Origin of the sequence: Pseudomonas sp. NPDC079086 (assembly GCF_044542155.1) — a bacterium.
In the GTDB taxonomy this organism is placed as follows: Bacteria; Pseudomonadota; Gammaproteobacteria; order Pseudomonadales; family Pseudomonadaceae; genus Aquipseudomonas.
The window spans coordinates 415115-434929 of the sequence record NZ_JBITTY010000003.1 but is presented as its reverse complement, the minus strand read 5'-3'; the positions used below and the strand labels follow the sequence as shown (position 1 = coordinate 434929).

Annotated in this window: 19 protein-coding genes; 11 read left to right on the top strand and 8 right to left on the bottom strand. The window is 60.6% G+C overall.

What is annotated here, in order from left to right:
• Positions 1 to 81: 81 nt before the first annotated feature.
• The 4 genes from ACIGEK_RS16750 to rapA form a co-directional block, all read right to left on the bottom strand.
• Positions 82 to 966, bottom strand: a complete 885-nt coding sequence (locus ACIGEK_RS16750) for a M48 family metalloprotease (RefSeq protein WP_397494413.1) — start codon at positions 964 to 966, stop codon at positions 82 to 84.
• 20 nt (positions 967 to 986) lie between these two features.
• On the bottom strand, positions 987 to 1490 hold the full coding sequence (locus ACIGEK_RS16745) for an SH3 domain-containing protein (RefSeq protein ID WP_397494412.1): 504 nt from the start codon (positions 1488 to 1490) through the stop codon (positions 987 to 989).
• Positions 1483 to 3330, bottom strand: a complete 1848-nt coding sequence (locus ACIGEK_RS16740) for a CHASE2 domain-containing protein (RefSeq protein WP_397494411.1) — start codon at positions 3328 to 3330, stop codon at positions 1483 to 1485. The genes ACIGEK_RS16745 and ACIGEK_RS16740 overlap by 8 nt, the downstream gene beginning before the upstream one ends.
• A 125-nt stretch (positions 3331 to 3455) precedes the next feature.
• The gene (gene rapA / locus ACIGEK_RS16735; RefSeq protein WP_397494410.1) at positions 3456 to 6299 is read right to left on the bottom strand and encodes an RNA polymerase-associated protein RapA; all 2844 of its coding nucleotides are present in this window, start codon (positions 6297 to 6299) and stop codon (positions 3456 to 3458) included.
• Positions 6300 to 6472: 173 nt separating this feature from the next.
• On the opposite strand from rapA, the gene ACIGEK_RS16730 reads away from it, so the two are divergent.
• The 4 genes from ACIGEK_RS16730 to ccoM all read left to right on the top strand — a co-directional run bounded on the left by ACIGEK_RS16730 (position 6473) and on the right by ccoM (position 7817).
• Complete coding sequence (locus ACIGEK_RS16730; RefSeq protein ID WP_397494409.1) at positions 6473 to 6772, top strand: aspartate-semialdehyde dehydrogenase; 300 nt, start codon at positions 6473 to 6475, stop codon at positions 6770 to 6772.
• Positions 6773 to 6783: 11 nt separating this feature from the next.
• The gene (locus ACIGEK_RS16725) at positions 6784 to 7386 is read left to right on the top strand and encodes an alpha-ketoglutarate-dependent dioxygenase AlkB family protein (RefSeq protein WP_397494637.1); all 603 of its coding nucleotides are present in this window, start codon (positions 6784 to 6786) and stop codon (positions 7384 to 7386) included.
• Positions 7383 to 7544, top strand: a complete 162-nt coding sequence (locus ACIGEK_RS16720) for a hypothetical protein (RefSeq protein ID WP_176414062.1) — start codon at positions 7383 to 7385, stop codon at positions 7542 to 7544. The genes ACIGEK_RS16725 and ACIGEK_RS16720 overlap by 4 nt, the downstream gene beginning before the upstream one ends.
• A gap of 156 nt (positions 7545 to 7700) precedes the next feature.
• Complete coding sequence (gene ccoM, locus ACIGEK_RS16715; protein WP_275941110.1) at positions 7701 to 7817, top strand: cytochrome c oxidase subunit CcoM; 117 nt, start codon at positions 7701 to 7703, stop codon at positions 7815 to 7817.
• A 150-nt stretch (positions 7818 to 7967) separates the two neighbouring features.
• Here the strand turns inward: ccoM and glpD are convergent, their stop codons facing one another.
• Together glpD and ACIGEK_RS16705 are read right to left on the bottom strand one after the other, a co-directional pair.
• Entirely contained in the window at positions 7968 to 9509 is a 1542-nt protein-coding gene (glpD, locus tag ACIGEK_RS16710) for a glycerol-3-phosphate dehydrogenase (RefSeq protein WP_397494408.1), read from the bottom strand.
• A 166-nt stretch (positions 9510 to 9675) separates the two neighbouring features.
• Positions 9676 to 10434 (bottom strand): DeoR family transcriptional regulator, encoded by a 759-nt coding sequence (locus tag ACIGEK_RS16705; protein WP_397494407.1) that lies wholly within the window; start codon positions 10432 to 10434, stop codon positions 9676 to 9678.
• Positions 10435 to 10530: 96 nt separating this feature from the next.
• Between ACIGEK_RS16705 and ybaK the strand changes: the two genes are divergently transcribed.
• From ybaK to ACIGEK_RS16685, 4 genes are all read left to right on the top strand, one after another.
• A complete protein-coding gene (ybaK, locus tag ACIGEK_RS16700) occupies positions 10531 to 11001 on the top strand; it encodes a Cys-tRNA(Pro) deacylase (RefSeq protein WP_397494406.1) in 471 nt (156 codons plus the stop codon).
• Positions 11002 to 11040: 39 nt separating this feature from the next.
• Positions 11041 to 12528, top strand: coding sequence for a glycerol kinase GlpK (gene glpK / locus ACIGEK_RS16695; protein WP_397494405.1), 1488 nt, complete (start codon positions 11041 to 11043; stop codon positions 12526 to 12528).
• Between the two features lie 44 nt (positions 12529 to 12572).
• A complete protein-coding gene (locus tag ACIGEK_RS16690; RefSeq protein ID WP_397494404.1) occupies positions 12573 to 13349 on the top strand; it encodes a substrate-binding periplasmic protein in 777 nt (258 codons plus the stop codon).
• Positions 13350 to 13483: 134 nt separating this feature from the next.
• Positions 13484 to 14284: a PhzF family phenazine biosynthesis protein gene (locus tag ACIGEK_RS16685; protein ID WP_397494403.1), complete on the top strand. Its 801-nt coding sequence runs from the start codon at positions 13484 to 13486 to the stop codon at positions 14282 to 14284.
• A 1-nt stretch (position 14285) separates the two neighbouring features.
• Here ACIGEK_RS16685 and ACIGEK_RS16680 read toward each other — a convergent pair whose 3' ends face one another.
• On the bottom strand, positions 14286 to 15392 hold the full coding sequence (locus tag ACIGEK_RS16680; protein WP_397494402.1) for an ABC transporter ATP-binding protein: 1107 nt from the start codon (positions 15390 to 15392) through the stop codon (positions 14286 to 14288).
• The gene (gene argF, locus ACIGEK_RS16675; RefSeq protein ID WP_397494401.1) at positions 15389 to 16309 is read right to left on the bottom strand and encodes an ornithine carbamoyltransferase; all 921 of its coding nucleotides are present in this window, start codon (positions 16307 to 16309) and stop codon (positions 15389 to 15391) included. Before argF ends, ACIGEK_RS16680 begins: the two co-directional genes overlap by 4 nt.
• A gap of 334 nt (positions 16310 to 16643) precedes the next feature.
• Between argF and ACIGEK_RS16670 the strand changes: the two genes are divergently transcribed.
• The 3 genes from ACIGEK_RS16670 (at position 16644) to grxD (ending at position 19776) form a co-directional block, all read left to right on the top strand.
• Positions 16644 to 17075 (top strand): hypothetical protein, encoded by a 432-nt coding sequence (locus tag ACIGEK_RS16670; RefSeq protein ID WP_397494636.1) that lies wholly within the window; start codon positions 16644 to 16646, stop codon positions 17073 to 17075.
• Between the two features lie 143 nt (positions 17076 to 17218).
• Entirely contained in the window at positions 17219 to 19327 is a 2109-nt protein-coding gene (locus ACIGEK_RS16665; protein WP_397494400.1) for a molybdopterin oxidoreductase family protein, read from the top strand.
• 122 nt (positions 19328 to 19449) lie between these two features.
• Positions 19450 to 19776, top strand: coding sequence for a Grx4 family monothiol glutaredoxin (gene grxD, locus ACIGEK_RS16660; protein WP_397494399.1), 327 nt, complete (start codon positions 19450 to 19452; stop codon positions 19774 to 19776).
• Positions 19777 to 19815: the final 39 nt, after the last annotated feature.

Here is a 19815-nt window from a genome sequence, read left to right as displayed (position 1 = left end):
CGTCGGCGATACTGCGTTAAAAACAGGCTCGCTTTAGCTCGCGAGATCCAAAACAGGCTTTGAAATGGCTGTCTGCCGCTATCACTTGCTTCTAAGTGCCTGCTGATAGCGGGCATCTAGGCCTTGGCTCGGGCCACTGGCGTTCTTGTCGATATACAGATAGACCGGCTGCAGGCGTTGCAGGCGGTCGTCGATGCCTGGGTGCACCTTGAGAAAACTGGTTAGCGCCGCATCGTTCTGCCGGGTGGTGCCCAATGTCTGTAGCACGCCTGCCAGGCCGTAGGCGTCATAGCCGGCACGGGTGGCGATTACTGCGCCCATGGCGTCGGCTTCATACTCATCGCCACGGTCCAGGCCGCGGCTGTAGAGGTCGCTAACGCTGCGGCTAAAACGATCGGTCAATTCGCCCGCCTGGCTGCCGCCTTTGCTGGCCGCTCCTGCTTGTACCGCAAGGGTGGCGAGGTCGGTGAGCAGGCCGGTTTGTGCTTGCTGTTGAATCGCCTTGAGGTGATGCTGTTGCACCACATGCGCCACTTCATGGGCGAGTACGCCGGCCAGTTCGGCTTCGCTGTTCATCCGGGTGAGCATGCCGCTGGTGATAAACACGTAACCGCCGGGTGCGGCGTAGGCGGCCACCTGCGGGCTGTCGAGCACGACGAAGCGCCAGGGCAGGTCGGGGCGCTCGCTATGCTGGGCGACCCATAGGCCGACGCGGTTGACGTAGGCCTGCAGCGGCGGATTGTTCAGCACTGCAGCTTTGCTCAGCAGGATGGTGGCGGTGTTCTGCCCGATCACCCGCTCTTCATCGACGCTTTTCTGGCCCATGTTGGTCAGGTGCTGGCCAGCGCTGGCCAGTTTGCCCAGATCGACGCCTTGAATCTGCATGCCTTCTAAACCCTGGCAGGCGCTGAGGCTAACAATCAGGCCGAGCAGGCTGACGCACTTGAGTAATGTGGCTGTTTGCATGACGCTCTCCTCGCGGCGTGTTAGCGGGCGTAGGGCAGGTTTTGGCTGCGCAGACCGCCTTGCTGGGCGAAGCTGCGCGCCTCACTCGGGCTGGCGGCGAAAGCATCCAGGCTCTGCACGCTGGCCGAGGTGTTGGCACTGCCGCTGCGCAATTCTTCGTCGCTGATGCCACGAATCCCGGTGGCTACGCCGCTTGCGGGGGAGGCCTGATTGCCGAGCTTGAGCAGGCTGCCCAGATTATTGCTGCGGCTGGCTTGCGCATCCTTGGCAAAGCGTAGCCTGAGCAGTGGCAGCCAGCCGCGCTGACCGCTGGAAGTCTCCACCTGATACCAACCGCCCTGGCGTTCCAGGACTACTACTTGGGACTCTTTGCCGACCTGGCCAACACTGGCCGCCGAGGCGCTGGGCTCGGCGTGCAGTGCGCTGTCCTGCAGGGTATGCGCCTGGCGTACCTCAGCCAGTACCGAGAAGCCGTAGAAGCTGAATATCAGCGCCGCAAGGGCACTGCAGAGGCTTTTATTCATCATGTCTCCTTCGCGGTTCGTAGAGCATTACGGCTTCGGCGCGGCCTTTTACCTGGTGTTCGCCTTGGGGTACGAAGTCCAGATCGAGCGTGCAAGCCTCACGGGTGGCGGCAGAAATCAGCAGGTGGGCGCGGCCCTTGGTCAGCCCTTCGATGCGGCTGGCTAGGTTCACCGTGTCGCCTATTGCAGTGTAGTCATAGCGCTGCTTTGCGCCGACCAAGCCGACGACCGCTGGTCCCGTGTGCAGGCCGATACCGATGTCGAAATCCGGGCAGTTGTAGTCGCGGCGAAAGGTGTCGAGGTTTTCCAGCATTTCCATGGCGGCGAGGATGGCTTGGTTGGCCTGCTGAGGGTTATCCAGCGGCGCGCCCCAGAAGGCCATGATGGCGTCGCCGATAAACTTGTCGAGGGTCGCCTGGTGTTTGAACAGCACCTCCACCTGACTGCTGAAATAGCCCTCGAGCAGGTGCACGATTTCGCTCGGTGTGTGCTGCTCGGAGAGGGTGGTAAAGCTGCGGATATCGGAAAACAGCACGGTCAGCTGGCACTCCTTGCTCGCCAGCAAGGCTTCCGGGTCATCGCGGGCCACCAGTTGGTTGACTACTACAGGGTCCATAAAGCGGCTGAACAGGCGAATGGTGTCCTGCAATTGCTGGCGTCGACGCAGGTAGAGCAGCGCTAGCGCAGCGGCCAGTAGCAGCCACAGGCAAATCAGCCCCGGTAGTACACCGAGCAGCAGGCCCTGCAAGGCCAGCCAGTAGCTGCCGGCAAACACTGCCAGGCTGCCTAACAGGCACAGAGCAAAGGCTGCCGGTAGCTGTTCGCGTAGCAGCAGAGTGCTCAGGCCGAGTAACAGCAGCAGCGGGCCGAGCAACTCCAGCCAGCTGTCCGCTTCACGCAACTGGCTGTTGTTGAGCAGGTTGTCGATGGCCGTCATCAGGATAAATGGCGCCGGATAGAGGGTGTCCAGCGGGGTGGGACGCAGGTCGTGCAGGCCAGCGGCGGTGGTGCCGATAACGATGATGCGGTCTTTAAATAGTTCGGCTGCCAGCGGCTCGCCCTGATTGCGCGCCGCCGCCAACACGGCGGCGTAGGGTAGGCGTGGGTAAGGCAGGCGGCTGGTGCCGGGCCAGTCCAGCAGTAGGCTCTGTTGCTGCGGCAAATTGCCGGTCAGGTCATGCACGATGCGCGCAGGCAGGCTGGGCAAGTGCCAATCGGCAAAGCTGCGGTACAGCTCATAGCGGCGGCCGATGCCGTCACTGTCGGGGCGAAAATTGATACTGCCCAGGCGCCACAGTTCGCTGGGGACGGCGTTGGGGAGTAGTAGCAAGCCGCGCTGATCCTCGCTGCCGCGTTGGCCCGGTGCTTGCCAGGTGGAAGCAGGATAGTTGCGCAGCAGTGGTAGCTGGCTGCTTTCATCGGCTTGTTGAACCAGGGCTGCGAGGTAGGTGTTGGCGCTGCGCTGCAGCACTTCGGCAAAGTAGCTGTCGGCGTCCGGATTGAACTGGTCGGGCTCACTGAACAGGATGTCGAAGGCCACCGCCTTGGGCTGTTGGCTGAGCAGGTATTCCAGCAGTTCGCCGTGCAGCGAGCGCGGCCATGGCCATTTGCCGGCTTCACCGGCCAGCACTTGCAGACTCAGGTCGTCGATATCGATGAGCAGCAGGCGTGGGTCGGCTGTCTGTTCGGCGGCGCGCTGGCGGATCAGCCAGTCAAGGTGGGCATTATTCAGCCCGTTCAACGCTGGCCAAAGATGCAGCAGGGGAAGTAGAAGCAGCGCCAGCAGGCAGAGCCCGCCGAGGCTATGGCGAAACCGGTGCGAGGCGGCGCGTGCAGGCACAGAAAGCTCCTGTGAGCTGGAGTGACAGAAGTATTGCTTCTGACTCTAGCAGCCCGCAGGCAGTTACTCAGGTAGACCCGGCAGAGCCTGTTTTTAACGCAGCAGGGCCGACGCGCAGCAGCCTTTTAGCCAGCAACCAGTACGCGGATGGCCTCAAGTCGCAACGCTGCCTTGTCGAGCATGGCCAGGCCTTGCTCACGCTGCTGGCGCAGGGCGTTGAGCTCGTTGTCACGTACGCTCGGGTTGACCGCTTGCAAGGCGATCAGGCGGGCCAGCTCTTCATCGGTTTCGGCCGCCAGACGGCGCTTGGCTTCGTCGACGCGCTCGCTATGGCGTGGTGCAACCTTGCTTTCGCCGGCGTTGATCAGCGGGTTGAGGCTGTCGCGCTGGGCCTGGACGAACTTGTTGGCGCTGGCGCGCGGCACGGTTTCCAACTGCTCATTGAGCTTCTCGAACGAAACCTTGGCGGCTAGGTCATTGCCATTGGCATCGAGCAGGCAGCGCAGGGCGATCGGCGGCAGGTAGCGACCGAGTTGCAGCGCGCGCGGGGCTACCACTTCACTGACGTAGAGCAGTTCAAGGAGGACGGTGCCAGGTTTCAGCGCCTTGTTCTTGATCAGCGCGACGCCGGTGTTGCCCATCGAGCCGGAGCGCACCAGGTCCATGCCACCTTGCACCATGGGGTGTTCCCAGGTGAGGAACTGCATGTCTTCACGGGCCAGGGCCAAGTCGCGGTCATAGGTGATGGTCACGCCTTCGTCGTCGCCCAGGGGGAAGCTGGCATCCAGCATCTTCTCGCTAGGGCGCAGGATCAGGGCGTTGTCGGAATGGTCTTCGCTGTCGATGCCAAAGGCGTCGAACAGCTGCTCCATATAGATCGGCAGGGCGAACTGGTCATCCTGCTCAAGAATCGCTTCAACCAATGCCTCGCCTTCGCCAGCACCGCCGGAGTTGAGCTCCAGCAGGCGGTCGCGACCGGCGTGCAGCTCGCCTTCTAGGCGAATGCGCTCGGCACAGGCTTCGTCGACCAGCGCTTGCCATTCGCCATCGTCGCCGCTTTCCAGCATTGGCAGCAGGCGGCTGCCGAACTGGTGTTGCAGGGCGTTGCCGGTCGGGCAGGTAGCGAGGAAGGCGTTCAGCGCCTGGTGATACCACTGGAACAGGCGCTCTTGCGGGCTGTTTTCCAGGTACGGCACGTGCAGCTGGATGCGGTGCTTCTGACCAATACGGTCGAGACGGCCGATACGCTGTTCGAGCAGGTCCGGGTGGGCCGGCAGGTCGAACAGTACTAAGTGGTGGGCGAACTGGAAGTTGCGACCTTCCGAGCCGATTTCCGAGCAAATCAGCACCTGGGCGCCGAACTCTTCATCGGCGAAGTAGGCTGCTGCGCGGTCACGCTCAAGGATGCTCATGCCTTCGTGGAACACGGTAGCTGGGATGCCTTTGCGCACGCGCAGCGCGTCTTCCAGGTCCATGGCGGTTTCGGCGTGAGCGCAGATCACCAGTACCTTGAACTTCTTGAGCATCTTCAGGGTGTCGATCAGCCACTCAACGCGCGGATCGAACTTCCACCAGCGCTGTTCTTCGTCGACATCGGGTTGCGCCTGGTAGCTGACTTCCGGGTAGAGGTCTGCGTGCTCGCCGATGGGCAGCTCCATGTACTCGTCTGGGCTGGCCAGCGGGTAGGGGTGTAGTTCGCGATCAGGGAAGCCTTGCACCGCTGCGCGAGTGTTGCGGAACAGCAGGCGGCCTGTGCCATGGCGGTCGAGCAGTTCGCGCACCAGGCGCGCCGAGGCTTCGTTGTCGCCGTTGTTGACGGCGTTCAGCAGCTCTTCGCCGCTGTCGCCGAGGAAATCATGGATGGTTTTGTGTGCCGCGGCGGACAGGCTGCCTTTATCCAGCAGCTCCTGCACGGCTTCGGCAATCGGCTTGTAATGCTCGCTTTCGGCGCGGAAGGCGGCCAGGTCGTGAAAGCGGTTCGGGTCGAGCAGCCGCAGGCGGGCGAAGTGGCTGTCCTGGCCGAGTTGCTCTGGGGTCGCGGTCAGCAGCAGTACGCCTGGGATGACTTCGGCCAGTTGCTCAACCAGCGCATATTCGGCGCTGGCGTTTTCCGGGTGCCAAACCAGGTGGTGCGCTTCGTCGACCACCAGCAGGTCCCAGCCGGCGGCAAACAGCGCGTCCTGGGCCTTTTCGTCTTCGCACAGCCATTCCAGCGCTACCAGCGCAAGCTGGCAGTCTTCGAACGGATTGCTGGCGTCGCTTTCGATAAAGCGCTCTTCATCAAACAGCGCGACATCCAGGTTGAAGCGTCGGCGCATTTCGACCAGCCACTGGTGCTGGAGGTTTTCCGGCACCAGGATCAGTACGCGGTTGGCGCGCCCGGAGAGCAGCTGACGATGGATCACCAGGCCGGCTTCGATGGTTTTACCCAGGCCCACTTCGTCTGCCAACAATACGCGCGGGGCGATGCGGTCGGCAACTTCGCGGGCAATGTGCAGCTGGTGGGCAATCGGTTGCGCGCGTACGCCGCCAAGCCCCCAGAGCGTGGATTGCAACTGGCGGCTGGTGTAATCCAGGGTGTGGTAGCGCAGGGCAAACCAAGGCAGCGGGTCAATCTGCCCGGCAAACAGGCGATCACTGGCCAGGCGGAACTGGATAAAGTTCGACAGCTGGGTTTCCGGCAGGGTGACGCTTTCGTGCTGTGCATTGAGGCCGTGATAGACCAGCAGGCCGTCGACGTCGTCGACTTCCTGTACGGTCAGCTTCCAGCCTTCGAAATGGGTGATTTCATCGCCCGGCGAGAAGCGCACACGGGTCAACGGCGCATTGCGCAGGGCATACTGGCGAGTTTCGCCGGTGGCCGGGTAGAGCACGGTGAGCATACGGCCGTCCTGCATCAGAACGGTTCCCAGCCCCAGCTCCGCTTCGCTGTCACTGATCCAGCGTTGCCCCGGTTCATACTGCGCCATGCTTGTCTCCCGCGTGAAAAAGCCGACTATGTTAACGCAGCGTCGGGCCGTGGCCAAAGGCGCATTGCAGCGCATCGGGCACTTTGTGTATTTAGATGGATCAAAAGTGTAGCGAGGCGAGGCTCAAGTCGCGGCTTGGCTGGCCGACAGTCTGACCAAAGGAGGGCTAATAAATGCTGCCGCCGATTCCTCACAGCCTGGTTCCGGTAACCGTCCAGCAGGACGTGGTCAAACCACGCCCGGAAATCCCGCCGGTTACTGCCACAGCCGAAAGCTCCAAGGAAAGTGGCGTGAGCCTGGACAAGCGTCACCCGCAGGAAGCCGAGATGCTGCTGCGTGAAGAGCAGCGCCGCCGACAGCGCCGTCATGGTTACACCCCGGAAGAATTGGCCGAAGGCGAAGTGGCCGAGGCAGATGAAGCGGAGGTGGGCGAGTTGCCCCGGCAGGGGCTGTGGGTGGATGTAGAAGTTTGAGTGATTTATCAGTGGATCTATTTGCCGACAGCCCTTTGCAGTTGCCTGATGCTGACTTGCAGCTACATGCACAGTGGCTGGATATAGCGACTGCCGATCACTGGCTGGCCGAATTGAGCGCGCAAACGCCCTGGCAGCAGCCGCAAGTGCAGATTTACGGGCGGCAACTGTCGGTGCCGCGCTTGGTGGCTTGGTATGGCGATGCTGAGGCCAGTTATCGCTACTCAGGGTTATCTCACCAACCGCTGCCTTGGACAGCGCTACTGGCGCAGATTCGCGCGCAGGTGGAGCGCGCTGTGGGGCAGTCACTGAATGGTGTATTGCTCAACTATTACCGGGATGGCCAGGACTCCATGGGCTGGCACAGTGATGATGAAACCGAGCTGGGTGCTAATCCGCTGATCGCCTCGCTGAACCTGGGAGGCACCCGACGCTTCGATCTGCGCCGTAAAGGGCAGAGCCGCATCGAGCACTCGTTGCCGCTGCAGCATGGTTCGCTGCTGGTCATGCGCGGCCCAACCCAGCATTATTGGCAACACCAAGTGGCGAAGACGCGCAGACCCTGCGCGCCACGTCTGAACCTGACTTTTCGTTTGATCAAGCCAAGCCCATGAGCAAAGACGACAAACTGATTGATTTCGCGGCTGAGCGCGACAAACGCATCCACGACCTGCGTGACAAGAAACTCAATGAAATGCGCGATGCCTTTGAGCAGGCTTTGCCGCTGCCTAAAGGCAAGAAAAAGCCCAAGGGCAAACCGAAAAAATCCTGAGGCAGGCACGCGCTAGGCTGATTTGTTGATCTGGATCAGCTAAGCACTGCCTCATCCGGCCAGCGCTCGCCGGTTGTTGATCTGGATCAATAGCGCCCCTGCAGCCCCTGTTAACGTGAAGCCATACCCACACAGGCTTCATAGCAGGAGGCAACCATGTTTATCGATGTCGTAGTTCTCGCCGGTATCGGCACCGTCGGTCTGATGGTCGCCTTCTTCGCCGGTGTCGGTTATTTCATCTGGCAGGATTCGCACAAGCGCAAGCAAGGCTGATTCTGCTGTAAGGGGCACGCAAGGCAATTTGGGCGACTTCGGTCGCCTTTTTTTATGGCCTGCCATCCATGGCGGCCATCCTGCGGGCCGTCGCTAGGCGATGTTGAAATAAATCCCGACCATTTTATGGCCTGGATTTATGAGGGGGATTTACGCCGCGTGAGCATCTTCCGGGCTGCGCGGTGATTCGATGCGCAGGTAGCTGTTGAGTTTGGCTTGCTGCGCTGGGGTGGTGAACAGGCCGAGCTTGCTGCGCCGCCAGAGAATATCGTCAGCCTGTATGGCCCATTCTTCCTGGCACAGGTAGTCGACTTCGCGGGTGTACAAGCCACCGCCCAAGTGTTCGCCCAGGTCGCTGAGGTTGTTGACGCCCTTGAGCATCACCCAGCTGCGACTGCCGTAGCTGCTGGCCCAGCGCCGCGCCAGTGAGGTGGGCAGCCAGCCAAAGCGTGCGCACAGCGCTTCAATCAGCGCGCTCTGGCTGTCCAGTTGCTCTGCGCCAGGCAACAGGCTGCTGGCGGTCCAGCTTGGACCCATTTGGGGGAAGAAGGGCGCCAGTTGCGCCAGCGCCGACTCGGCCAGCTTGCGGTAGGTGGTGAGTTTGCCGCCAAACACCGAGAGCAGTGGTGCCTCGCCAGGATTGCCGGACAGCGACAGGGTGTAGTCGCGGGTGACTGCCGACGGATCATCCGATTCATCGTCACACAGCGGTCGCACGCCAGCGTAGGTGTGCAGGATGTCGCTGCGCTGAATCTGCTTTTTGAAGTGAGCGTTGACCACATTCAGCAGGTAGTCGGTTTCTTCGTCGCTGATCGCTACCTTGGCTGGGTCGCCCTGGTATTCCCGGTCTGTCGTGCCAATCAGGGTGAAGCGCTCTTGGTAGGGGATGGCGAAGACGATACGGCGGTCTTCGTTCTGCAGGATGTAAGCCTGTTCGCCTTCGAACAGTTGCGGCACGACGATGTGGCTGCCCTGGATCAGGCGGATGCCATAGGGCGACTCCTGCTTCAAGTCCTCGCGGATAAAACGCGCTACCCAAGGCCCGGCGGCGTTGATCAGGGCGCGGGCGCGAATCGAGAACAAGCTGCCGTCGCTGCGCTCCAGATGGATATGCCATAAGCCCTTGCTACGCCGTGCGCTGACACAGCGGGTGCGGCTGTGTACATGGGCGCCTTGTTCACGCGCAGCCATGGCATTGAGCACCACCAGTCGGGCGTCATCGACCCAGCAGTCGGAATATTCGAAACCGCGGCTGATCTCGGCTTGCAGTGGGCTCCCTGCGCCGAAACGCAGGCTGCGCGAGCCCGCGAGCTTCTCGCGCTTGCCCAGGTGGTCGTAGAGAAACAGCCCGGCGCGGATCATCCAGGCCGGCCGCAGGTGCGGGCGGTGCGGCAGGATAAAGCGCATGGGTTTGACTATATGCGGGGCTTTGCTCAGTAGCACTTCACGCTCGGCTAGAGCCTCGCGCACCAAGCGAAATTCGTAGTGCTCCAGGTAACGTAGGCCGCCATGGATCAGCTTGCTGCTGGCCGATGAGGTGTGTTGCGCCAGGTCGTCCTTTTCGCAAAGGAACACCGATAAACCGCGCCCGGCTGCGTCGGCGGCGATCCCGACACCGTTGATACCGCCGCCAATTACGGCAAGGTCATAGACTTCAGCGAGTGGGGTGTTGCTGGCAGGGCGAGTAGACATGGCGGCACCGAAAGTCAGTATTGAACTTTGAATGTTCACTTTCGAAAATATGCTAGTCGAATAACCATGGCTTCGCCACCCCGAAATACGCTTTCGTGCCCAGTGGTCGTCGGATTTCGTCAGGGGAGTGTGGGCTGCGCAGAGACCAGGCCGTGCAATGAAGTGCTTACACCAGGTCGAGCTGCACCTTGTGTTCGGCCAGCAGGCGGTTGATTGCCGCCGAGGGTGCGGCGTCAGTAAACAGGCGATCAACCAGGGCAATCGAGCCCAGGCGAACCACCGCATTTCGGCCGAACTTGCTGGAGTCGACGGCCAGAAATACCTGGCGCGCATTGCTGATGATGGCCTGAGAGACCCGCACTTCCTGGTAATCGAAGTCGAGCAGGCTGCCGTCTTCATCAATCCCGCTAATGCCGACCAGAGCGAAGTCGACCTTGAACTGCTGGATAAAATCCACCGCCGCCTGACCGACCACGCCGCCGTCGCTGCGGACTGTGCCGCCAGCCAGCAGCACTTCGAAGTCGGCCTTGGCACTGAGCTGGGCGGCCACGTGCAGGTTATTGGTGATGATCTTCAGGCCCTTGTGGCCGAGCAGTTCGCGGGCAATCGCTTCGGTGGTGGTGCCAATATTGATAAACAGTGAGGCGTGGTTGGGAATCTGTGCGGCAATTGCAGCGGCGATGCGTTGCTTCTCATCGCGCATCAGTCCGGCGCGCATGCTGTAGGCGGTGTTCTGCGTGCTCGAGCTTTCACTGGCGGCACCGCCGTGGGTGCGGCGCAGTAAGCCTTGTTCAGCGAGCTGATTGATGTCGCGCCGTATGGTCTGCGGGGTGACGGCAAACGCCTGGGCCAACTCGTCGATGCTGACATAGCCGCGCTCGCGGGCAAGTTCGAGAATGTCGTGTTGGCGGGGCGGCAGGGTCATGAAAACTCCTTGAAAGTGCGCGCCATTATAGGCTGTCGTCGCGGCCAATTTGGGCTAAGGTACGCCAACTTTGTCAGATTGTTTTCACATTCGAACATGACCCCTGCCATCGATCTGCTGAAAAAAGCCAAGGCTGTGCACCAAGTACACAGTTATCACCATGACCCCAAGGCGGCTTCCTATGGCCTGGAAGCGGCGGAAAAGCTCAATCTTGAGCCTGCTCAGGTTTTCAAGACGCTGCTGGCCGCCAGTGAGAAGGGTGAGCTATTGGTCGCGGTGGTGCCGGTAGCCGGCACGCTTGATCTGAAAGCCCTGGCTCATTCTGCTGGGGTGAAGAAAGCGGATATGGCTGACCCAGCCGCAGCACAGCGGGCCACTGGTTACCTGCTCGGCGGTATCAGCCCATTGGGGCAGAAGAAACGCCTGCGCACCTTTATCGATGAGTCGGCGCAGCGGTTCCCCAACATCTATGTCAGTGCCGGACGGCGCGGTCTGGAAGTACAGCTCACCGCAGGCTTACTGGCGGAACTGACCCAAGCGTTATTTGCACCTATCGGTCGCGGTTAGTCGTTCAACTTTTAAACTTATAAAAACAAGGAAATCTGCATGTCTCATTACCTGCTTGCCATCGACCAGGGCACCACCAGCAGCCGGGCGATTGTTTTCAGCGCCCAGGGTTTGCCCGTGGCGCGGGCGCAGCAGGAGTTCAAGCAGTATTTTCCTCAGGATGGTTGGGTTGAACATGATGGTGAAGAGCTGTGGCTAAGCACCCTCAAAGTCTGCCGTGAGGCGCTCAAACAGAGCGGCCTGAGTGCCAGCGATGTAGCCGCTATCGGTATTACCAATCAGCGTGAAACCACCCTGGTGTGGGATGCGCAAACCGGTACGCCGATCCATCCGGCGATTGTCTGGCAGGACCGGCGCACCGCCGACTACTGCGCCGAGCTAAAAGAAGCCGGGCATGAATCCGCTGTCGCTGCCAAGACCGGGCTCTTGATCGATCCGTATTTCTCGGCAACCAAGCTGCGCTGGATTCTGCATAAAGTGCCCGGCGCCCGCGAGCGTGCCGAGCGCGGTGAACTGCGTTTTGGCACTGTGGACTCGTTCCTGCTGTGGCGCCTGACCGGCGGCAAGTCGCATAAAACTGACGCCAGCAACGCCTCGCGCACCTTGTTGTTCAATATCCATACCCAGCAGTGGGACGAGGAATTGCTCAAGCTGTTTGAGATTCCCGCCAGCCTGTTGCCGGAGGTGCTTGATTGCGCTGCTGATTTCGGCAGCACCGAGGCCAATCTGCTCGGTGCGGCCATCCCGGTACTGGGCATGGCCGGTGATCAGCAGGCAGCGCTGATCGGCCAGGCGTGCTTCGAACCCGGCATGGTCAAGAGTACCTACGGCACTGGCTGTTTTATGATCCAGAACACTGGCAGTACGCCGGTGACCTCGAAAAACCGTCTACTTACCACGGTCGGTTATCGTCTTAATGGCCAGGTCACCTATGCGGTGGAAGGCAGTATTTTCGTCGCCGGCGCAGCTGTGCAGTGGCTGCGCGACGGTATCAAGCTGATCAGCCATGCCCGTGATACCGAGGCCATGGCCGAGCAGACCGGCGATGCCTGCGGCGTGTACCTAGTGCCAGCGTTTACCGGCCTTGGGGCACCGTACTGGGACCCGAAAGCCCGCGGCGCAATCTTTGGTCTGACCCGCGATACCGGGATCAAGGAAATCGTCACCGCTGGCCTACAGTCGGTGTGCTATCAGACTCGCGATTTGCTTGAAGCCATGCGTCAGGACGGCGCGGCCGAACCGAGTGCGCTGCGGGTGGATGGCGGCATGGTGGAGAATAACTGGGTCATGCAGTTTCTTGCCGACATCCTCGGGGTGCCGGTGGAACGTCCGGAAGTCACGGAAACCACAGCGCTCGGCGTGGCCTATCTGGCCGGCCTGCAAGCCGGGCTATACAAGGATTTGGCGAGCATCGCCCGGCATTGGCATCGTCAGCAGCGATTCGACCCGCGCATGGCTGATAGCCACCGCAGCAAACTCTATGACGGTTGGTTGGATGCGGTGAAAAGGGTGCGCAGCGAAGGCTGAGGGTGGTAAAACTCCCTGCAACCTTATTGGTCTTGGAGCCCTGCATGTCGATATGCCGTCAGCTGGTCGCTCGTGGAGTGTTACTCGCGCTGCTGGGTTCTGTCGGCTGGGCGCGGGCAGAAACGCTGGTGATTGCTGGGGATATCTGGTGCCCAGTGAATTGCCAGCCAGGTTCTGAGCGGCCGGGCATTTTCGTTGAGTTGGCGCGGGAGATCTTTGCCGAATCCGGTATCGAGGTGCAGTACCAGGCGCTGAACTGGGCGCGCACATTGCAACAGGTGCGCCGCGGGCAATTGAATGCTGCTATCGGTGCGGGCGTTGAAGATGCTCCGGACTTTCTCTTTGGCGCCACGCCCGTGGCGTCGTCACGCAACTGCTTTTTTACCCTGCCGGACTCCACCTGGCGCTTTACCGGCACCGCATCGCTCGCGGGGCAGCGCCTTGGGGTGATCAATGACTACAGCTACGGCGATGAGCTGAATACCTATATCGCCCTGCATCACGGCGACAGTGAACGCATCCAGATCGCCGCCGGTGATACCGCGCTGACCTTGAACATCGGCAAGCTGATGCATGGTCGGGTGGATGTGGTGCTGGAAAACGCCTGGGTGATGCAGGCCATGCTGGCCAGTCAGGGCCAGGCAGGAGGCTTGCGTGAGGCCGGGTGCCGCACTCCAGATGTGCCGATCTACCTGGCGTTCTCCCCAGCGTTAGAGTCCAGCCCCCGCTACCTCGCATTGTTCGAGCAGGGCGTGCAGCGCTATCGCGCCAACGGCCGTCTGCAGGCCTTGCTGGCAGCCTACGGAGTTCAGTCACCCTGACAGTCTGCGCGCTGTGCTGCCACAGCCAGGGCCACGACAGCAAGCTGTATGGCTGTAATTGGCCGTCGCTGTAGTGGGCGTGCCGGGCGTGTTTTCGGCATGCTTCAACGCACGATGAGTCCGGAGTTAGCCCCATGCAGCTTGAATTTCACCAGGTCGATGCCTTTGCCACGCAGCCGTTTACCGGCAACCCGGCGATGGTCTACCGCTTGGGCAGCTGGCTTGAAGATACGCTGATGCAGCAGATTGCCGCTGAGCACAATCTGGCGGAAACCGCCTTTGTGGTGAAGGAAGGCGCGGTCTGGCATATCCGTTGGTTTACCCCGACGGCGGAGGTGCCGCTATGCGGTCACGCCACCTTGGCCAGTGCCCATGTGCTGTTTGAGGTGTATGGCGAACCGGGTGATGTGCTGGATTTCACCTGTTTGTCCGGCGCGCTGCGGGTTAGCCGCGCAGGCAACAAACTGGTGCTGGATTTCCCTGTGCGCCGCGCGCAGTCGTGTGACTTGCGCGCAGAAGTTGAGCAGGCGTTGGGCCTTTCGGTAGAAAGCGTGTTGGCGCTGTATGAAGGGCAGACGATTCAGGAGCTGCTGGCGATTCTGCCGAACGAGGCTGCAGTGCGGGCTTATCAGCCTGATCTGGCCGCCGTGGCCCGCTTGCCGGGGCTGGGCTTGCTGATCAGTGCGCCTGGGGCTGAGCACGATTTCGTCTCGCGCTACTTCGCCCCTTCCATTGGTATCGATGAAGACCCGGTGACCGGCTCGACTCATTGCATCCTGACGCCCTACTGGGCGCAGCGTTTGGACAAGTCCCGGCTGAGTGCCCTGCAGTGTTCGGCGCGTGGCGGCGAGTTGCACTGCGAGCTGGCTGGTGAGCGGGTGAAGATCGCCGGTCAGGCGCTATTGATTGCCAGTGGCCGGCTATTGCTGGCGTGAGTCAGCTGTCGCTGCTGTAGCGGCGTACGCCCGACTCACCCAGATTGACCTGGGCGGCGATGCTGCCTGGAGCGGGAAATACCACCAGATGGTCGGCAGCGACGCGAATGCCGACCTGTTGGCCTGGCAGGTGGTCGGCGTGGCTGGGGAAGATTGACTCCAGCTGGCTGCCAGTGGGCAGCTGCAGGCGGTAGAGAGTCGCCGCGCCGAGGAAGGTCTTGCCGACGATCAGGGCCTTTTGCGGGCTGTCTGGGTCATAAACGATATCGTCCGGGCGCAGTAGCACGTCGACGGCGCTGCCGGTTGGCCAGGTGTAGGCACGGTTGCCGCGAATCAGGCCCAGTTCGGTTTGCACCGAGTCAGGGCTGAGCAGCTGGCCGCGAATAAAATAGCCTTGGCCGATAAAGCTCGCGACAAACGGCGTCAGCGGCTCATGGTAAAGGTTGAATGGGGTGTCCCACTGCTCCAGCTTGCCTTCCTTGAACACGCCGACGTGGTCGCTGACGGCAAAGGCTTCTTCCTGGTCGTGGGTGACCAGAATCGCGCTGGTGCCGCGCGCCTTGAGGATGTCGCGCACTTCATGGCTGAGACGCCGACGCAGCTCTCCATCCAGATTAGAAAACGGCTCATCAAGCAGCAGCAGTTGCGGTTCCGGGGCCAGAGCGCGGGCCAGGGCTACGCGCTGCTGTTGGCCGCCGGACAGCTCGTGCGGGTAGCGCTTGCCCAGGTGGCCAAGTTTGACCAACTCCATCAGTTCCTGTGTAACACGCTCACAGTTGGGCTGCTTACGGATGCCGAAGCCGATGTTCTCGGCCACGCTTAGGTGCGGGAACAGCGCGTAATCCTGGAACACCATGCCGATCCGGCGTTTCTCCGGGGCCAGGGTAAAACCAGCCTTGGAGATAACTTGGTCGGCCAGCTGAATTTCGCCTTCCAGCACCGGCTCGAAACCGGCAATCGCGCGCAGTGTTGTGGTCTTGCCACAGCCCGAAGGGCCGAGCAGGCAGCCGATATCGCCGGCATTGAGGTGCAGATTGAGGTTCTGCACCACCTTGTGCCCAGGGTAGCCGCAGCTTAGTTCGTGCAGGTTCAGCAGGGCTTGGCTCATGCGTGGTGGTACGCCGGCTCAACCAGAAATTCGAGCAGCGCCTTCTGTACATGCAGGCGGTTTTCGGCTTGATCCCAGGCTGCCGAGCGCGGGTCGTCGAGCAGATCCTCGCTGATTTCTTCGCCACGGTGGGCGGGCAGGCAGTGCAGGAACAGCACGTTTTCTGCGGCGGCATCGAGCAGGGCACGGTTGACCTGGTAGGGCTGGAACAGCTTCAGGCGCTCGGCGGCTTCGTCTTCCTGGCCCATGGAGGCCCACACATCGGTGCTCACCAGATGGGCGCCAGCTACGGCGGCAAGCGGGTCACGCAGAATCTGTACACGCTCGCCTGCAGCTGCAAGGAACTTGGCGTTCGGCTCATAGCCCTCAGGGCAGGCGACGCGCAGCTGGAAGTCAAACTGCATGGCCGCTTCTATATAAGAGTTGCACATATTGTTGCCATCGCCGATCCAGGCCACGGTCTTGCCCTTGATGCTGCCGCGCTGTTCCTGGTAAGTCTGCATGTCGGCCAGCAGCTGGCAGGGGTGCAGGTCGTCGGACAGGCCGTTGATCACCGGTACGCGGGAGTTGGCGGCAAATTCGGTCAGGGTGCTGTGGGCGAAGGTGCGGATCATCACCGCATCGAGCATGCGCGACATGACGATGGCCGCGTCGCCAATCGGCTCGCCACGGCCCAGCTGGGTGTCACGCGGCGAAAGGAAGATGGCCTGGCCGCCGAGCTGGATCATGCCGGCTTCGAACGACAGCCGGGTACGGGTCGAAGCCTTCTCGAAGATCATGCCCAGTACGCGATTCTTCAGCGGCTCGAACAGTACGTCGCGGTTACGCAAGTCCTTCAGCTCCATGCCGCGGCGGATCAGACTCACCAGTTCGTCCGGTGTGCAATCCATCAGCGAGAGAAAGTGTCTTGCGCTCATCGTTAACTACCTTTTGACAGCTGGGCGCAGGTTCAATGGCCTAATTAAATAGAAGAAACGGCAGAACCTACGGCTGGGGGGCCGCACTATGCGACGAAACGGGGAAGGCGCGATCTTATAAGGAAATGACGAGCAGGCGCAAACTACTCGCGAATACACCGGCTTTAACTGTTTTGTAAGCCTGAGCCTAGATCACTGTGAGAGATGTCATAAAAACGACATCTGCGGTTGAGTTCGATATATCCATTACTTAGGATGCCCGCGCCTTTTCGAGGCAATGCATTGCCCCGCAATGGGGTATCCATGGAACGTTATGAAACGGAGTTTCATTCGAATGAAACATTTTGCATCTATCGCCGCTATCTCCGCTTTTGCCCTGCTGACTGGCTGTGCCAGCCAGAACGTCAGCCAACCAACTCTGCCGCTGGGCGGCGCAGTTAAAACTGGTTTGAAAGCAGATGTGAAAGTCGGCGAAACCATCACCGGTGAGTCTTCGGTAAACATCCTGTTCAGCGTATTAAAGCTGGGTGGCGATACTCAGTTTGCTGACGGCGTAACTTACGGTGGCGGTGAAGGTGGTTTTGCACTGGGTCTTGATCCGGTTGCTTCCGCTAAATCCGCAGCAGCCTACAAGGCTGTCAAAGCATCGGGTGCTGACGTGATCGTTGCCCCGCGTTACGAAGTAAACGTGCAGGACTACTTCGTATACAAGACTGTTAACGTCAAAGTGACTGGCAACAAAGGCACTATCACTTCGATCCGTTAAGGTCTCGATGCTGTGATGAATCGGTGGGCATGATGCCTGCCGATTCATAGAACAAAGCCTACTGGTGTCCTTTCATGGCTGGCACCATAGTTCAATTCTGGCGACCCGACTGGTCGTCTCGAATCAGAACAAGAGGCCAGGCCATGAGCAAGTCCCTTCATCACCGTGCATGTCATCTCTGCGAGGCTATTTGCGGCCTTAGCATCGAAACCGAAACACAGTCTGACGGCAATGTACTGATTCGCTCGATCAAGGGCGATGCCCAGGACAGCTTCAGCCGTGGTCATATCTGTCCCAAGGCAGTGGCCCTGCAGGATATCCAGAGTGATCCCGACCGTCTGCGCCAGCCCATTCGCCGCGTTGGCAATGAATGGCAGGCAATTGACTGGGATGAAGCTTTTGAGCTGGTAGCCGAACGCCTGAGTGTTATCCAGGCAAGACATGGGCAGAACGCCGTGGCGGTCTATCAAGGCAACCCGAGCGTGCACAACTATGGCCTGATGACCCACAGCAACTACTTCCTCGGTCTGCTGAAAACCCGTAACCGCTATTCCGCCACGTCGGTCGACCAGCTGCCGCATCACCTGACCAGCCACCTGATGTACGGCCATGGCCTGCTGATACCGATTCCGGATATCGACCACACTGACTTTATGTTGATTCTCGGCGGCAACCCGCTGGCTTCCAACGGCAGCATCATGACCGTGCCGGATGTGGAGAAGCGCCTGAAGGCCATCCAGAAACGCGGCGGCAAGCTGGTGGTGGTCGATCCACGTCGTAGCGAAACCGCCGCGATTGCCGATCAGCATGTGTTTGTCCGCCCGGGGCAGGACGCTGCGCTGCTGTTCGGCCTGCTCAATACTTTGTTCGATGAAAACCTTGGCCGCGCCAGTTATCTGGTCGTCGATGGGTTGGAGGAGGTGCGTCAGGCGATTGCCGGCTTTACCGCCGAAGCAATGAGCGTCCGCTGCGGCGTGCCAGCGCAGACGATTCGCCAGTTGGCGCGAGACTTTGCCGCTGCCGAGTCGGCTGTTTGTTATGGCCGGATGGGCGTGTCGACTCAGGCTTTCGGCACGTTGTGTCAGTGGCTGGTGCAGTTGATCAACCTGGTCACCGGCAATCTTGATCGCGTCGGCGGCGTGCTCTGCACCGAGCCGGCCGTGGACCTAGTGGCCTCGACGTCTGGCGGGCATTTCAATCGCTGGCAGAGCCGCGTCTCCGGCTTGCCGGAATACGGCGGCGAATTACCGGTGTCGGCCCTGGCCGAGGAAATGCTCAGCCAGGGTGAAGGGCAGGTGCGGGCGCTGGTCACGGTGGCGGGCAACCCGGTGCTGTCCACCCCCAACGGTCGGCAGCTGGAGCAGGCGCTGGATGGTCTGGAGTTTATGCTCAGCATCGACTTCTACATTAATGAAACCACCCGCTATGCCGATCTGATCCTGCCGCCGACCGGGCCGTTGGAGCACGATCACTACGACACAACCTTCAATATGTTTGCGGTGCGCAACGTCACCCGCTTCAACGAGGCGGTACTGGCTAAGCCTGCCGGCGCGCTGCATGACTGGGAAATTTTCGTCGGCCTGGCCAAGGCCTTTGCTGCCAAGACTGGCGTGGAACTCAAGCCGACCATGGCGCCTGAGCAGATGATCGACATGGGCCTGCGCTTTGGTAGCTACGGCGATAAGTCGGAACATAAGCTGTCGTTGGCTGCGCTGCGTGAGCATCCGCATGGCCTCGACCTGGGCGCGCTCAAGCCCAATTTGGCCAATCGCCTGAAAACAGCTAATAAGCAGATCCAGGCTGCGCCGGCGGTGATCATGGCTGATCTGCAACGCTTTGCTGCGCAGCCTACAGCCAAGGCGGACGAGCTGCTGCTGATCGGTCGACGCCATTTGCGCAGCAATAACTCCTGGATGCACAACTACCACCGCCTGGTTAAAGGCAAGCCGCGCCATCAGCTGCTGATGCACCCGGCGGATCTGAGTCAGCGCGGGCTGAGCGATGGCCAATTAGTGCGCGTGCGTTCGCGGGTCGGTGTCATTGAGGTGGAAGTGGCCGCCAGTGAAGACATGATGGCCGGTGTTGTCAGCCTGCCGCACGGTTGGGGGCACGCCCGGCCTGGCGTGCAGATGAGCATCGCAAGCGAGCAGCCAGGCGCCAGTGCCAATGACCTGACTGATGAGCGGCAACTTGATGCCTTGTCCGGCAATGCCGCGTTGAACGGTGTTCCGGTGCAGGTTGAGGCCGCTTGACCAACTGATATTTGGCACAAGGAAAGTGGCAGGGAAGGCCGAGCATTGCGCTCGGCTTTTCGCTACAATGCCCCGCTACCGTGCCGACCCGTGAGTCGGGAAGTTAAGTCCTGAGGTGCCCAATGGATATCATCGAAACCATCAAAGAGCAGATCGCTAAAAATACCGTTCTGCTGTACATGAAAGGCTCGCCGAACGCTCCGCAGTGCGGCTTTTCCTCCAAAGCTTCGCAGGTTGTGATGGCCTGTGGCGAGAAATTCGCCTACGTCGACATCCTGCAGAACCCGGAAATTCGCGCCAATCTGCCTAAATACGCCAACTGGCCAACCTTCCCGCAGCTGTGGGTCGGTGGTGAGTTGGTCGGCGGCAGCGACATCCTCGCGGAAATGTTCGATAAGGGTGAGCTGCAGACCCTGATCAAGGACGCTGTGCAGAAAGCTGATGCTTAATCAGTAACTGTAGAAACAATAAACCCCGCCAAGTGCGGG

What these genes read in the sequence shown, in the direction of transcription:
- glpD (WP_397494408.1), bottom strand. Translation starts at nt 9,509, where the DNA reads ATGTCTACTCGCCCTGCCAGCAACACCCCACTCGCTGAAGTCTATGAC.
- grxD (WP_397494399.1), top strand. Translation starts at nt 19,450, where the DNA reads ATGGATATCATCGAAACCATCAAAGAGCAGATCGCTAAAAATACCGTT.
- ACIGEK_RS16670 (WP_397494636.1), top strand. Translation starts at nt 16,644, where the DNA reads ATGAAACATTTTGCATCTATCGCCGCTATCTCCGCTTTTGCCCTGCTG.
- ACIGEK_RS16665 (WP_397494400.1), top strand. Translation starts at nt 17,219, where the DNA reads ATGAGCAAGTCCCTTCATCACCGTGCATGTCATCTCTGCGAGGCTATT.
- ACIGEK_RS16750 (WP_397494413.1), bottom strand. Translation starts at nt 966, where the DNA reads ATGCAAACAGCCACATTACTCAAGTGCGTCAGCCTGCTCGGCCTGATT.
- rapA (WP_397494410.1), bottom strand. Translation starts at nt 6,299, where the DNA reads ATGGCGCAGTATGAACCGGGGCAACGCTGGATCAGTGACAGCGAAGCG.
- ACIGEK_RS16730 (WP_397494409.1), top strand. Translation starts at nt 6,473, where the DNA reads ATGCTGCCGCCGATTCCTCACAGCCTGGTTCCGGTAACCGTCCAGCAG.
- ACIGEK_RS16680 (WP_397494402.1), bottom strand. Translation starts at nt 15,392, where the DNA reads ATGAGCCAAGCCCTGCTGAACCTGCACGAACTAAGCTGCGGCTACCCT.
- glpK (WP_397494405.1), top strand. Translation starts at nt 11,041, where the DNA reads ATGTCTCATTACCTGCTTGCCATCGACCAGGGCACCACCAGCAGCCGG.
- argF (WP_397494401.1), bottom strand. Translation starts at nt 16,309, where the DNA reads ATGAGCGCAAGACACTTTCTCTCGCTGATGGATTGCACACCGGACGAA.
- ybaK (WP_397494406.1), top strand. Translation starts at nt 10,531, where the DNA reads ATGACCCCTGCCATCGATCTGCTGAAAAAAGCCAAGGCTGTGCACCAA.
- ACIGEK_RS16705 (WP_397494407.1), bottom strand. Translation starts at nt 10,434, where the DNA reads ATGACCCTGCCGCCCCGCCAACACGACATTCTCGAACTTGCCCGCGAG.
- ccoM (WP_275941110.1), top strand. Translation starts at nt 7,701, where the DNA reads ATGTTTATCGATGTCGTAGTTCTCGCCGGTATCGGCACCGTCGGTCTG.
- ACIGEK_RS16685 (WP_397494403.1), top strand. Translation starts at nt 13,484, where the DNA reads ATGCAGCTTGAATTTCACCAGGTCGATGCCTTTGCCACGCAGCCGTTT.
- ACIGEK_RS16745 (WP_397494412.1), bottom strand. Translation starts at nt 1,490, where the DNA reads ATGAATAAAAGCCTCTGCAGTGCCCTTGCGGCGCTGATATTCAGCTTC.
- ACIGEK_RS16690 (WP_397494404.1), top strand. Translation starts at nt 12,573, where the DNA reads ATGTCGATATGCCGTCAGCTGGTCGCTCGTGGAGTGTTACTCGCGCTG.
- ACIGEK_RS16720 (WP_176414062.1), top strand. Translation starts at nt 7,383, where the DNA reads ATGAGCAAAGACGACAAACTGATTGATTTCGCGGCTGAGCGCGACAAA.